The sequence below is a fragment of the Patescibacteria group bacterium genome (assembly GCA_041665365.1).
In the GTDB taxonomy this organism is placed as follows: Bacteria; Patescibacteriota; Patescibacteriia; order UBA9570; family UBA9570; genus UBA9570.
Genome location: JBAYIY010000001.1, coordinates 68,309 through 81,928, shown reverse-complemented (window position 1 = coordinate 81,928; position 13,620 = coordinate 68,309). Strand labels below are relative to the sequence as shown.

General features: G+C 41.2%; 17 protein-coding genes and 1 pseudogene. 16 read left to right on the top strand and 2 right to left on the bottom strand.

The features are described from left to right. Window positions 1-7 precede the first annotated feature (7 nt). The gene (locus WCV88_00420) at window positions 8-427 is read left to right on the top strand and encodes a hypothetical protein (protein ID MFA6474648.1); all 420 of its coding nucleotides are present in this window, start codon (window positions 8-10) and stop codon (window positions 425-427) included. After that, window positions 402-1,628 carry a serine hydrolase gene (locus tag WCV88_00415; GenBank protein MFA6474647.1) on the top strand — a complete coding sequence of 409 codons (1,227 nt, stop codon included), beginning with the start codon at window positions 402-404 and terminating at the stop codon, window positions 1,626-1,628. Before WCV88_00420 ends, WCV88_00415 begins: the two co-directional genes overlap by 26 nt. On the opposite strand, the gene pdxT is transcribed toward WCV88_00415, so the two are convergent. Then, entirely contained in the window at window positions 1,529-2,143 is a 615-nt protein-coding gene (gene pdxT, locus WCV88_00410) for a pyridoxal 5'-phosphate synthase glutaminase subunit PdxT (protein ID MFA6474646.1), read from the bottom strand. The two genes, WCV88_00415 and pdxT, sit on opposite strands and share 100 nt — an antisense overlap. Beyond that, window positions 2,133-3,008, bottom strand: coding sequence for a pyridoxal 5'-phosphate synthase lyase subunit PdxS (pdxS, locus tag WCV88_00405; GenBank protein ID MFA6474645.1), 876 nt, complete (start codon window positions 3,006-3,008; stop codon window positions 2,133-2,135). Before pdxS ends, pdxT begins: the two co-directional genes overlap by 11 nt. A 9-nt stretch (window positions 3,009-3,017) precedes the next feature. Between pdxS and mnmA the strand changes: the two genes are divergently transcribed. The 14 genes and pseudogenes from mnmA (at window position 3,018) to rpoA (ending at window position 13,618) form a co-directional block, all read left to right on the top strand. Further along, window positions 3,018-4,106: a tRNA 2-thiouridine(34) synthase MnmA gene (gene mnmA, locus WCV88_00400; protein MFA6474644.1), complete on the top strand. Its 1,089-nt coding sequence runs from the start codon at window positions 3,018-3,020 to the stop codon at window positions 4,104-4,106. 32 nt (window positions 4,107-4,138) lie between these two features. Then, window positions 4,139-6,298 carry a hypothetical protein gene (locus WCV88_00395; protein ID MFA6474643.1) on the top strand — a complete coding sequence of 720 codons (2,160 nt, stop codon included), beginning with the start codon at window positions 4,139-4,141 and terminating at the stop codon, window positions 6,296-6,298. 41 nt (window positions 6,299-6,339) lie between these two features. After that, the gene (locus WCV88_00390; protein ID MFA6474642.1) at window positions 6,340-8,103 is read left to right on the top strand and encodes an alanine--tRNA ligase; all 1,764 of its coding nucleotides are present in this window, start codon (window positions 6,340-6,342) and stop codon (window positions 8,101-8,103) included. 5 nt (window positions 8,104-8,108) lie between these two features. Next, on the top strand, window positions 8,109-8,846 hold the full coding sequence (locus tag WCV88_00385; GenBank protein ID MFA6474641.1) for a hypothetical protein: 738 nt from the start codon (window positions 8,109-8,111) through the stop codon (window positions 8,844-8,846). 67 nt (window positions 8,847-8,913) lie between these two features. After that, the gene (locus WCV88_00380) at window positions 8,914-9,387 is read left to right on the top strand and encodes a hypothetical protein (protein ID MFA6474640.1); all 474 of its coding nucleotides are present in this window, start codon (window positions 8,914-8,916) and stop codon (window positions 9,385-9,387) included. A gap of 72 nt (window positions 9,388-9,459) precedes the next feature. Then, window positions 9,460-9,741 (top strand): GIY-YIG nuclease family protein, encoded by a 282-nt coding sequence (locus tag WCV88_00375; protein ID MFA6474639.1) that lies wholly within the window; start codon window positions 9,460-9,462, stop codon window positions 9,739-9,741. A 93-nt stretch (window positions 9,742-9,834) separates the two neighbouring features. Beyond that, window positions 9,835-10,230 carry a TspO/MBR family protein gene (locus WCV88_00370; protein ID MFA6474638.1) on the top strand — a complete coding sequence of 132 codons (396 nt, stop codon included), beginning with the start codon at window positions 9,835-9,837 and terminating at the stop codon, window positions 10,228-10,230. Window positions 10,231-10,313: 83 nt separating this feature from the next. Continuing rightward, window positions 10,314-10,775: pseudogene (locus WCV88_00365) on the top strand (Bro-N domain-containing protein). A 335-nt stretch (window positions 10,776-11,110) separates the two neighbouring features. Beyond that, the gene (infA, locus tag WCV88_00360) at window positions 11,111-11,308 is read left to right on the top strand and encodes a translation initiation factor IF-1 (GenBank protein ID MFA6474637.1); all 198 of its coding nucleotides are present in this window, start codon (window positions 11,111-11,113) and stop codon (window positions 11,306-11,308) included. Between the two features lie 16 nt (window positions 11,309-11,324). Next, window positions 11,325-11,438 (top strand): 50S ribosomal protein L36, encoded by a 114-nt coding sequence (gene rpmJ, locus WCV88_00355; GenBank protein ID MFA6474636.1) that lies wholly within the window; start codon window positions 11,325-11,327, stop codon window positions 11,436-11,438. Window positions 11,439-11,442: 4 nt separating this feature from the next. Continuing rightward, entirely contained in the window at window positions 11,443-11,838 is a 396-nt protein-coding gene (gene rpsM, locus WCV88_00350; protein ID MFA6474635.1) for a 30S ribosomal protein S13, read from the top strand. A 47-nt stretch (window positions 11,839-11,885) separates the two neighbouring features. Further along, a complete protein-coding gene (gene rpsK / locus WCV88_00345) occupies window positions 11,886-12,275 on the top strand; it encodes a 30S ribosomal protein S11 (protein ID MFA6474634.1) in 390 nt (129 codons plus the stop codon). Between the two features lie 14 nt (window positions 12,276-12,289). After that, window positions 12,290-12,901: a 30S ribosomal protein S4 gene (gene rpsD / locus WCV88_00340; GenBank protein MFA6474633.1), complete on the top strand. Its 612-nt coding sequence runs from the start codon at window positions 12,290-12,292 to the stop codon at window positions 12,899-12,901. An 18-nt stretch (window positions 12,902-12,919) separates the two neighbouring features. Further along, entirely contained in the window at window positions 12,920-13,618 is a 699-nt protein-coding gene (rpoA, locus tag WCV88_00335) for a DNA-directed RNA polymerase subunit alpha (GenBank protein MFA6474632.1), read from the top strand. Window positions 13,619-13,620: the final 2 nt, after the last annotated feature.

Genomic DNA, 13,620 nt, shown 5'->3' with positions numbered 1-13,620 from the left:
GTAATCTATGTTTGCTAATGAATCAGCTCCGCTAACTAAACCGGGTGTACCGTTAGCGGATCAAGCGGCCATGGAATCGTTTAGACGCACCGGTTTAACAACCAGTCAGAAAATTATTATTGTTGTGATATCTGTTTTGGTGTTGGGTAGTTTAATTGGCGGTGGTATTTGGTTGTACATTGAACTTGATCCATTTCAAGAGATCCCGTCAGTCACGCCAGTGAATAACACAAATAATACCAATAATAGTAATTCCTCTATTCCATTACAGGAGCTTGATACGGATAAAGATGGTTTGCGAGACATCGATGAAAAGCGTTATGGCACCGATCCACTCAAGGCGGATACGGATGGTGATGGTTTTACTGACAAAGAAGAAATAGATAATGGCTACAATCCGAATGGTCCGGGTCGTTTGGTTAAATAGCCTTGGTTTATTTTTTCTACCATTGGTTGTTTTTGCACAACAGCCAGTCACTAAGATAACACTTGATCAAGGTAGCAGAACTTCTGGCTATACTTTAGAGCGCGGTCGATTAGATTTAGGTATTCAAGCCAATAGTTTGCAAACCGCCACTAAAGCGTGGGTGCGGCGCGTGAAAAATTTCCCGGTTTTACCTGACACCTTAAAACAAATTTCACCGGTTTATAGTTACACCATTCAAGACGAATCTAATTGGATAAATGAACCCTTACAATTTCAGTATCATCTCAAGGGTAAAAAATATCAGTATGATCGCTTCTTTTATTATTATAATACCGGCAGTCAAACTTGGGTTAAATTGGATTCTCAAGTTAGCCAAGCTGATCAGACGGTCACAGCCCAATGGGGTGCCTTAAATTCTTTAGTGGTAGTGGCAGCTGACACGACGGATCCGTTTAATGAGTTTGGCGCTATTGACGCGGCGGCGGCGATTGCCATCGATGCTGATACTGGTACGGTGTTATATAACCATAATGCCGACACCCAACGTTCAATGGCGTCGATGACAAAATTAATGACCGGTTATGTGTTGTTTAATGACGGTGTCGATTTGGATAAGGTGGCGACCTATCATAGTAGTTATGATAAAGAAGGGGCTTTCTTACGCGTGACTGAGGGTGAAACTATGACCATGGATAATTTAATGAATGCGATGCTAGTTGGTTCAGCGAACAATGCCGCTTATGGTTTAGTGGGTAATGCCGGTTATTCAGTATCTGATTTTGTTAATAAGATGAATGATACTGCTGAGGAACTTGGTTTAACTGCTACAGTGTTTACCGACCCATCTGGCTTAGATGTGGGCAATATCACTACCGCCAGTGACTATGCCAGATTTATGAATCTGGCCTTACAAAATGATGACATTGCCGCCATCACAGCCACACCATATTACCAATTTACTACCATCAATTACGGTAATTTTCACGATTTTAATAATACCAACAGTTTAATGTTGACTAGTAACTTGGATATTACCGGTAGCAAAACTGGTTTTATTTATGAAGCATTGTATTGTTTAGCGATGCGTGTGCACGATGGAGATCACAATATCATTGTAGTAGTGATGGGGGCGTCGACCTCTTGGACACGCTTCAGTGAAGCGGAGCGTTTAGCCGATTGGGCGCTCAGTGTGACAAAATAGCGGTGCACATCTACCTTATCGGTTAATTCCGGATGAAATGTTCCGGCGAGAATATTATTTTGTTGTACGAGCACAGGCATATCGTTGTGTGTCGCCAACACGTTAACACCAGCACCAATCCGAGTGATAATCGGCGCCCGAATAAATACACCGGATAAGTTGGGAAACATTTTAGATTGAATTAGTTCAGCAAAAGAATCTTGTTGTCGGCCATAAGCATTTCGTTTCACCGAAATGTCTATCAGTCCAAGAGAGGCAAGAATAATACAACCAGCACAGGTGCCATAAATAGGATAACCTGTTTTGGCATGTTTTATTATCCAGTTTTTTAAACCACTCGTGATTAATAATTTACTAATCGTAGTACTTTCACCGCCTGGTATAATTAAACTGGAAGTTTTTTCTATATCAGACACTGTTCGAACTGGCACACCATCAACCTTGAGTTTTTTTAAGGCCACTAAGTGTTCATAAAAATCACCTTGTAGTGCCAATACACCTATTCTAAATGCCACGGGATGATAACTTAGTTAAAGATTCAGTTATTTCTAATCCGGGCATCGGTTCACCTAAATCTTCAGATACCCGTGCTAACCAATCGGGATCATTATAATGAGTAGTAGCTTCTACAATGGCCTTGGCGCGTTTGGCTGGATTATTGGATTTATATATCCCGCTACCCACAAACACACCGTCTACACCTAACTGCATACACAAGGCAGCGTCGGCTGGGGTAGCAATGCCACCGGCCGCAAAATTCACGACTGGTAATTTCCCCAATTTTTGTATTTGCTCTAATAATTCTAACGGTACCCGATAATCTTTGGCTAGTTTTTTTAGCTGTGATTTTTTCAGCGTCTTCAGTACCTTCAGATCTTCAGCGATCCTTTTAATATGCCGCACCGCTTCAACAATATTACCGGTACCCGCCTCACCTTTGGTTCTAATCATGGCCGCACCTTCGTTGATTCGGCGTACAGCCTCACCTAAATCTCTGGCACCACACACAAACGGTATTTTAAAAGTAGTTTTATCAATATGAGAAAATGGGTCGGCCGGGGTGAGCACTTCAGATTCATCAATATAGTCTACTCCCAAGGCTTCAATAATTTGGGCTTCAACAAAATGACCGATTCTAACTTTGGCCATGACCGGAATTGTCACGGCTTTCATTATGGCTTTAATTAACTTTGGGTCACTCATTCTAGCTACACCGCCAGCCGCGCGGATATCAGCCGGAACGCGTTCTAAAGCCATCACGGCAGCCGCACCGGCTTGTTCGGCAATCTTGGCTTGGTCGGCTGTGACCACATCCATAATCACCCCACCTTTAAGCATTTGGGCCAGACCGGACTTGAGTTTAAATGTATTTTTTGCCATAGTCTGGGCATGACTATACCACAGTCAATTCAGAAAAACAACAAAATTGCCGTCGCCATGAGTGGCGGGGTCGATTCAGCTGTGTCGGCGGCGTTATTATTGCAGCAGGGCTACCAAGTAGAAGCCTTTTACATGAAGAATTGGTCCGATGAAGCCGATGCAGCGTATCGTGGTAAGTACGATCATTGCCCGTGGGAAGATGATGTGAAAGATGTTACCGCTATTTGTGCTCACTTAAAGATTCCGTTTCAAAGTATCAATTTTGAAAAAGAGTACCGTGATAAAGTGTTTCAATATTTCTTAGAAGAAACCAAAGCCGGACGCACACCTAACCCTGATGTAATGTGTAACACCCAAATAAAATTTTTATCGTTTTTAGATAAAATGATGACGCTGGGTTTTGATAAAATCGCGACGGGGCATTATTCACGAATCATAAAAAATCAATTGTTAAAGGGAACCGATCCGAATAAAGATCAATCATATTTTATTTACCATTTAGATCAAACTCAATTATCCAGAATATTATTTCCGATTGGGGGTTTATTAAAACCAGAAGTGCGTAAACTAGCGGAACAGTTTAAATTACCAGTGGCGACCAAACCTGACAGTCAAGGTTTATGTTTTATTGGTGATATTGATTTTCAAACTTTCTTAAAACAATATGTTAAAGCTGCACCTGGACCAATGGTTTTAACAGACGGTAAAATAGTGGGGGAGCATAAAGGTTTAGCCTATTACACCATTGGTCAGCGCCAGGGCATTGAAATTGGTGGTACTGGCCCATATTATGTGGTGGACAAACGTCTGTCTGATAACACTTTAGTAATCTGTCAGGGTAAAGATCATCCCAGTTTATTTTCCAACTGGTGTACGTTTAGCGATGAGCATTGGGTATCCGGCCTCAGACCAACCGACACATTTACGTGTTCCGTAAAAGTACGTTATCGCACTCCAGATGTTAAATGTAGTGTCAGTGGAAATAAAATAGACTTTGCCGAACCCGTTCGAGCCGTAACACCCGGCCAGTTTGCTGTGTTTTATGATGGGGATGTAGTATTAGGCGGTGGAGTGATAATTGAAAGAGAGATTAACTAGACGAAACCCTTATAATTCACTAAACTACCGCCATGATTACCTCTGAATCAATTAGAGCTAGTGAAAGAAAGAGGGACTTATTTATAAATCCAAATGGGCGAGAGCTATATAGTATAGTTGCGGTCGATGGAAAATTCGAAGTGTCGTTACCTGGCTTGATTGATAGCTCAAATGGTTCAATAGTTGGAACATGTCAAGAACGATTTGAAGATGAAGCGACAGCCAGAGCGCGCGTTGAAATATCAAAAAATGATGTGCGCATTGCAACCGAGCGTGCTTCATTAGATAAAACCTATGCCGGCGATCATTTTTTCAACATTAAGTTAGAAGCGGATGGCCGTTATAAAGTGACCGTACCGGGCGGAATAGATGAAACTGGCAGATATTATTTAGCTACAACCTCTTTTATTTTTGATACTTGGGATGAAGCCAAAGCCTATTTTTTAACAACAGTTGAAGCCGAAGAACGTGTCATTGATCATCCATTACTCAGACTACAACCTTCACCAGATAATACGATCGCTTTTTCAGAATTAAAGTCTTTTCATCCCCAGGTAGCTGCAGCGGAACAGGCTCATCCTATCCCTGCTTCAGTCGAAAAATATTTAATGAGCGACGGTCGTCTAGATGGAACTGCACCAAGCGCTAAAACTTATCAAGAAACAATTAAAGAAAGAGGTTGGGAAAAGAAACTATATAATTTTATTATAAAATATATAAAAGGGGAAGGAGCTGAAATTGCTAAAGGATTGGGGATAAAAGAATTAGATGCATTGTCGCCTAGTCAAGCCGTAGAATTAGCTACTAGTTTGGTAGTTGATTTAACGAAATATAAATGGAGTGATACTAAAGCTGAGCGGGGTGATTTAGTAGTCGGTCAAGATACTGTAGCTGATCAAAGTACAGTGTTACAGTTATTGCAAGAAGGTTTACAAAGACGAACCGACCCTACTTGGGAAGGTAATGGAGTGTGTCGGAATTTTGCCAGTGCTGTTAAAGGTGTGTTTGAGGCACTTAAAGCCAATCAAACTCAATATAATCGATTACGTAATACTTACGCTCTTTTTGAGCAGGGTGATGACTCTTTTGCTCCAGAACGAGATGATTATTTATCACATAATTTAAATAAAGTTGGGCACGCCTGGAATTCATTTGTGACCGTGACACGCGATGGATCAGCTAACTCCGTTATAACGGATGCTACGTGGGCAAAACGAGATCTGGATACAAAAAAAATTATCGGTTTAGATCATACTCTATTACGTATGGAGCCTGTCGTTAGAGCCGTTGCCCTTGATATGCCTCTGACTGCTCCGCATCATTCCGAGCAATTAAAAGATATTCTTGAATATTATATGGTGAAAATTGATGGCAGCAACGAAGCACCAGCTGAACTTCCTCCAGTTACTTCTTTGAGCGTTGCAGAACAAGATTATTATCGAAGTTTAGCCATTCAGCAGTTTGGAACCACCTATGATTTAAGTCAGGTAGAAGATAATCGTATCATAGCCATCGGACAACAGTTTTCTGCGAACATTATTCACGAACAAACCCGTGCCAAAGAACGCGTGTTTTTTACATCGAAGGTTGTTGAATTAATGCGACAACACGGTGTTCCAGCAGAATTGCCTGACGGACTAGCAGCGGCGATTAATGAACAATATCAAACCATCGCCGATAAGGCGGATCATACAGAAATAGAAATCGTGTACCAAATTGCCCAACGTGATCCTATTATAAATTTTCAAAAAATTATTCGATCCTATCTTAGAAGCGCATCACTCAGTGATTATCATGTTGATAAATTTATTTTTAAAGACAACACCTTACAAAAACAAGTGTATGAAGAATTGAAAGGACGCTCAGAGTTTGATCGCCTCTTAAAAGACAGCCCTAAATTTCGGACACGTTTACGTGAAGTTCTACCAGCATTATTGATTGATTTTTCTCCTGATATCAAGCCAGAAGATGCTGCCGAATTGCGATATCTAGTGCAACGATCCAGTGGATTACGCCACCTCGAACGAATGATTCGTCCCGGTAAGTCCTCGACGATCATTGAAAAAGCCCGCGAAATTTTGCGTAAATTAAACGCAGATAATTATGAAGCCATGACGGCTGCACTAGATGACTACACCATTATAAAACGATTTGATGAATTGCACAGTGCATTAAGAACAAAAAGACAATAAAGCTAGACGAAACCCTTATAATTCACTAAACTATCGCCATGATTACTTCACATGAAATAAGGCAGAAGTATTTAGATTTTTTTTCGAGTAAGAATCACGCCATTATTGGTTCGGCCTCGTTGATTCCGGACAATGATCCAACGGTGTTGTTTACCACGGCCGGTATGCACCCATTGGTACCGTATTTAATGGGGGAACCACATCCGGCAGGGGTGCGTTTAACTGATGTGCAAAAATGTGTGCGCACTGGTGATATTGAAGAAGTCGGTGATCGCTGGCATCTAACTTTTTTTGAAATGTTAGGCAATTGGTCGTTAGGCGATTATTTTAAAAAAGAAGCCATCACTTGGAGTTTTGAATTTTTAACCAGCAAAGACTGGCTCGGCATCCCAGTGGAGCGGTTATCGGTTAGTGTGTTTGCCGGTGACGCCGATGCCCCGCGTGATGATGAATCAGCTATTTTATGGCGCAACCTAGGTATTCCCGATGAACGCATTTATTTTTTTCCCAAAGCGCAAAATTGGTGGGGTCCAGCTGGTGTGACCGGCCCATGTGGACCAGACACCGAAATGTTTTATGATGTCGGCATAGAAAAATGTAAACCCGAGTGTGACCCAAGTTGTTCGTGTGGTAAGTATGTGGAAATTTGGAATGATGTGTTCATGCAGTATTCAAAAACGGCCGATGGAAAATTTGAACCGCTTAAACAAAAAAATGTTGATACCGGCATGGGCTTAGAACGCGTCACCGCTGTGCTCAATGGTTTAGACGAGGTGTATAAAACCGATTTGTTTGTCCCAATCATGGATAAAATCAATCAACTGGCCACCACCCACGGGGATACTTCAAAGGAAATAATCTGCGATCACGTTCGCGCTGCTACATTTATGATTTGCGATGGTGCCTCACCTTCAAATATCGATCAAGGTTATGTATTGCGTCGTTTAATTCGCCGCGCTATTCGTCATGGACGTAAATTAGGTATCAAAGGTTATTTTTTACAAGACCTAGCCGACATCGTTATTGATATGTTCAAACAATATTATCCGAAATTTAATGATTTACGTTCCGAAATCAAACTAGAGTTAGTTAATGAAGAAGAAAAATTTGCCAAGACTTTAGAAAAAGGGGAAAAACAGTTCGATAGGCTCACTGTAAACATTCCTCGTGGTGGAGTTATGTTGGGGGAGCATGCTTTTCATCTCTTTGATACGTATGGTTTCCCCTTAGAATTTACTCAAGAAATGGCCAAAGAAAAAAACCTGACGATAGATGAAGATGGCTTCAATGATTTTTATAAACAACACCAAGAGCAATCCCGCGCTGGTGCCCAAAAACGGTTCAAAGGTGGTCTAGCCGATGCCTCCTGGGAAACCATCCGCGGTCACACCGCCACACACTTATTGCAAGAATCCCTCCGCCGCATCCTCGGTCCGCATGTCTACCAAAAAGGTTCCAACATCACCCCGGAGCGTCTCCGTTTCGATTTTTCCCACCCCGAAAAAATGACCACTGAACAACTTAAACAAGTTGAAGACATGGTCAACGAACAAGTTAAACGTGCTTTGCCGGTGCATTATGAAATCATGAGTGTGGAAGAAGCCCATAAGCTGGGAGCCATTGGTTTATTCGATAGCAAGTACGACGTCAAAGTGAAAGTCTACATCGTTGGTGATTTCTCCAAAGAATTCTGCGGTGGCCCGCATGTGAACAATACTCAAGAGGTTGGTCACTTTAAGATCCTGAAGGAAGAAGCTTGTTCCGCTGGCGTGAGGCGGATTAAGGCGGTGGTGGAGGAGAGTTAATATTTATGGGAATCAAGCAGGGAACTATCGGTGAGATTATTGAGACTGAGACAAAACTGGTTCTCGAAGGGAAAGTACGATATGACGAGCATTTTCTAAATGCATCAAACTTAAATACTCTCCTAAATACTTTTTTGAAGTCAGTTAGCCCCAAACTAGGAGTTTTTGTAATTTTTCTGTCACAGATTAGAAAACATCACACACTTGCCCTATTCTCCGCACTTAGGTTGCATCACACGCAAGCCATGATGGACTTACGTCAGGTTTTGGAAGCCGGTACATGTGCTGCTTATGCAATTGCCAATCCGTCGGTTGATGGTTTTGCTGATTACGATGAACAAGGAATACTGAAAGCATCAGACGCACTAAAGAATAAAAGGTACAAATGGATCACAACGTATCATCGTGACGGTTCTAACCACATACAGAAAATTAAGGATCATATTAATTCGACCACTTCACATTCAAATATTATCTATGCTATGAAAACATTCAGTTTCAATAGAGTTGCAGGGCAATTTGATACACCCTATTTTGATTTAGAGGATGAGTTACATGTCAAATCTGATTTGTGGTTGGTGGGAAATATCGCGATGGGCTTAATGGATTTATTTGATGACATAAACAATAACTCTCAAGAAATGCAATTTATAGATAGTTTTATTCCTAGGCTCAAAGAATTAGGACAGCAGAATCAGAAGCTGAAGGATGAATTATCAACTGACCCACGTTTTCACTATTAGAAAATGTAACATTTTCCAATTTGGATCATATAGCCAAAGGTGGTGATGTTATTCTAAAATGAGTTTTATGGCCTATATAAAAAAATATCTTAATTCTCTATCAGCTTATGGTGTATCTGGGAAGGATTTTGAGAATCAGAAGGAAAAGCTAACAAAGAAATTTGGTCAACCTGCATCTGATGGTGACACATTATGGTCATTGTTTAATTTAGTAATTCTTAAAACCACTGACCTGCAAGATCAAAAAATGATTTATTTCACAATGGCTCTGTATCTGAATGAGGAAGGAAAAGACAGTTTTAAAGAAAATGCTGCTGCCGCAAAATTGGAATTGCAAATACTTAAGGAACTGGGCTGTGAAAAAGTGGAGATTTTATGTAATTCAGGTTGCATTCACTGTAATATTAATAGCGGTAAAATATTTGATTTGAAAGAGGCTTTTGAAAATATGCCAATACCAAATCCACGTTGCACTTATGATATGAATCAAAATGGCAAACCATTTTGCAGATGCACATATTTGCCGGTAGTTAATAGATAGGAAACCACTCACCCCATTCCCACCAATTTAACGGAAATAACTATTCAATAACTTTTTACTTAGTAACACTGTATGAAGTGGATATATAAAATCACATATCCAAACGGGAAAATCTATGTTGGTAAAGATTTGACCGGGACTTTTAGATACTTCGGTAGCCCTGATAGTAAAATACTTGAGCAAGATTTTTCAGACACTGATAAAAAAGATTTTACTATTCGGCGAGAAATTCTTTGGCAATCTGAAGATGCACCTGATGAGGAAGTAAATAAAATTGAGGTTGATTATATAAAAAAGTTAAAATCCAATGATCCGTCGGTGGGTTATAATCGATGGCCAAAGTTCAAAAAATAAACCCCCACACCATCCATCCCACCCCAACCAGCTTCAGTGTAATAAAACCCTTTAATCTATGCAAGAAATCCGCGATTGACTATACTACACCTAATGGACATCCCTAGCTGGTATGCACAATTGATTAAACCCACCTGGGCGCCGCCAACCTGGTTATTTGGCCCAGCGTGGACGGTGCTGTACGGATTGATTGCCATTTCGTTTGGTACAGTATTTTGGATGGTCTGGAAGAAACAATTACCGCGGATGATGGCCGTACCATTTGTGTTGAACCTGATCTTTAATGCTGTCTTCACTCCAATTCAGTTTGGCCTAAGAAGCAACTGGCTGGCAGCCGTGGATATTCTCCTAGTGCTCAGCACCCTCATTTGGTGTATGGTAGTCATTTATCCCCGGATACGATGGGTGGCGTATGTTCAGATACCCTATTTGTTGTGGGTGACATTCGCGACCATATTGCAACTCACGATTACGTATTTAAATTGGTAGGGATTTAACCCATGCTAACTAATAAGCCAATTTTGGCTTAAAACGGCCTTTACAATAGCCTTTTTTTGGGGTAAGATTTGGTTATGAAATCTAAAAAAGAAGCCATTGCCTTATTTCAAGGTAGCCAGATCAGACGCCATTGGGACGCAGACAAAGAATTGTGGTACTTTTCGGTTATTGACGTGGTTCGTGTCCTAACTGACAGTGTTGATGCTAGGAAGTACTGGAATAAGCTGGCAGAACGACTCCGTAAAGAGGGAAGTGAGTTGGTGACAAAATGTCACCAACTGAAATTGCAGTCATCAGACGGTAAGTATTACATAACTGACGCAGCTGATACCGAAACTATGCTCCGACTAATTCAATCCATTCCCTCACCAAATGCTGAGCCGTTTAAACTTTGGTTGGCACAGGTAGGGTATGAACGTTTAGAAGAAACGGCTGATCCAGAATTAGCTATCAGTCGAGCTTTAAAAACCTATTTAAAAAAAGGCTATAGCCCGGATTGGGTGAACCAACGGCTGAAGAGTATTGAAATCCGCAAAGCCTGGGCAACGCTCGCAAAGATATCGAAACCAAAACTGGCCAACGAGTGCTAACCAAAAAAAATGCCAAATCACTTAATAAGCTGATAGGTAAGCCGGTTATCCACAGGCTTGACAAAAGTTAAGTTGACAGGTCAATTCAGCCTACGTATACTATTGTCTGCTTGTCGAAATACTCGAATTTGCCAAGAAATTGACAATATCTATCAAAAGTTCGACCAAGCTCGTTTTTTAGCAGTATTTTTTTAATGCCAAATCATTCAAACACTTCACGCCCAGCACCAGTACAACCTCAACCAGGCAGTGGCGCACCGCGCTCTACCAAAAAAGGGTTTATTGAGATGCAAGGTGAGGTGACTGAAATGCTTCCGAATGCCATGTTCCGGGTAATACTGGACAGCGGGCATGAGATATTAGGTATTCTGTCGGGGAAAATGCGTATGCATCGGATCAAAGTTTTGCCCGGTGATCGCGTGACGCTCGAGATGACCCCGTATGATTTAACTAAAGGTAGAGTAATTTATCGACACTAAAGATTTCCTTATTAGCATGAAAGTTAGATCCTCAGTCAAAGCCATCTGCACATCTTGTAAAGTGATCCGCCGTCAAGGTCGAGTTCATGTGATTTGTAAAACAGCTAAACATAAACAACGTCAAGGCTAATCTTATGGCAGTACGTATTACCGGTGTTACCCTCCCAAATGAAAAACGCATTGAAGTGGCGTTATCATACTTATACGGAGTAGGTATTCCATTATCCAAAAAAATTCTTAAGGAAGCGAAGATCAATCCTGATACGCGCGCCAAAGATTTAACCGAAGCTGACGTGAATGCCATTAAAACCATGATTGATAAGATGGGCATCGCTGTGGAAGGTGATTTACGTCGCGAGATTTTTGCTAATATTAAACGCTTGAAGGAAATTGGCAGTTATCGGGGTAGTCGTCACATTCGGCATTTACCGGTGCGCGGGCAATCGACCAAAACTAATAACCGCACTGTGCGTGGTAACAAACGCCACACTATGGGATCCGGTCGTAAGATTGCGGCTCAAAAAACATAATTAACAACAATTAAGTTCAATAAATCTACTACAAATTATCTCATATTATGGCCGAAGCTGTTCTAAAAAAGAAGAAAAAAAAGAAGCGATCCCTTGCCAAAGGGGCGATTCACGTGTTATCGACGTACAATAACACAATTATTAATATTACTGATTCGGCTGGAAATACTGTGGCTCAAGGTAGTGCTGGACAATACGGCTTTAAAGGACCAAAGAAATCAACGCCTTATGCTGCGGGTGTGGTACTGAAAGAAACTTTAGAGAAAGTTAAAGAAACTGGCTTAAAAGAAGTGCAAGTATTTGTTAAGGGTATTGGCAGTGGTCGCGATGGAGCCTTGCGCGCCATTACAGCGGCCGGTTTAACCATTTCCGATATCAAGGATATTACTCCGATGCCACACAACGGCTGTCGCCCTAAAAAACCACGTCGCGTTTAATTATTGTATTACCTATGGCACGAAATCTCAAAGCAAAATGTAAAGCCTGTCGCCGTTTCGGAGAGAGCGTTTGTGGCTCAGTCAAATGTGCTTTAACCAAACGCAATTATGCTCCAGGCCAGCACGGTATGAAGCGAAAACCGCGTTTGAGCCAATTTGGTTTACAATTACGTGAGAAACAAAAAGCCAAAGCCTTATATGGTATTTTAGAACGCCAATTTTCCAATTATTATGCGGCCGCTAGCCGTAAAGTTGGTAACACCGCCGAACAGCTCATGCAATTTTTAGAAGGTCGTTTGGATAATGTCGTGTACCGAATGGGTTTAGCAACAACGCGGCGGCAAGCGCGCCAATTAGTGACGCATGGTCATATTTTAGTGAATGACAAGAAATGTAATGTGCCATCACGCCAAGTAAAAGTTGGTGATGTGATTATTCTAAAAACCAGTACGCAAGCATCGAAGTATACTGAACAAGTCGTCAATCATTTAAAAACGTATGATGCACCGCACTGGTTGCAGCTAGATAAAACTCGTTATTCTGCGCAGGTGTTAACTTTGCCCACGGCCAAAGATGCTGAAGGCAGCATTGCAGTTAATATGATCGTGGAATTTTATTCTCGTTAATAATCAAACTTACGCCATATGGATATTCAACTTCCTAGCCAAATCCAAGCGCAAACGATTGATACCAATCACGCTTTGTTTACTATCTCACCATGTTATCCGGGTTATGGTACAACCTTGGGTAATGCGTTGCGCCGAGTATTGTTATCTTCGTTACCAGGTGGTGCGATCACAGCCGTCAAAATTAAAGGGGTCGATCATGAGTTTTCTACCATGGAACACGTCAAAGAAGATGTGGTTGATATTTTATTAAACTTGAAACAAGTCCGTCTAAAAGTTTTTTCAGATGAAGCCGTGCAAGTAACTTTAAAAGTATCTGGTAAGAAAAAAGTCACCGCCAAAGATATTGAAAAAAATTCAGATATTGAAGTGATGAGCCCAGATGTGCATATTGCCACCTTAACCGATGCTTCTGCCAAACTGGAAATTACTATTTTGGCGCAAAAAGGTCGTGGTTATGTGCCAGTGGAAGCCCGTGAGGATGAAAAACTCGACGTTGGTTTTATGGCTTTAGATGCTGTTTATACACCGGTACGTAATGTTAATTTCAAAACTGAACATGTGCGGGTGGAACAAATGACTAACTTTGATAAATTACTCATGGATGTCACTACTGATGGTACGCTCACTCCGGAGCAAGCCATGCACCAAGCTTGTGCCATGTTAGTTGATCATTTGTCGGTGATTGGTAATTCGTTTACTGAGGTGACTGAATAATA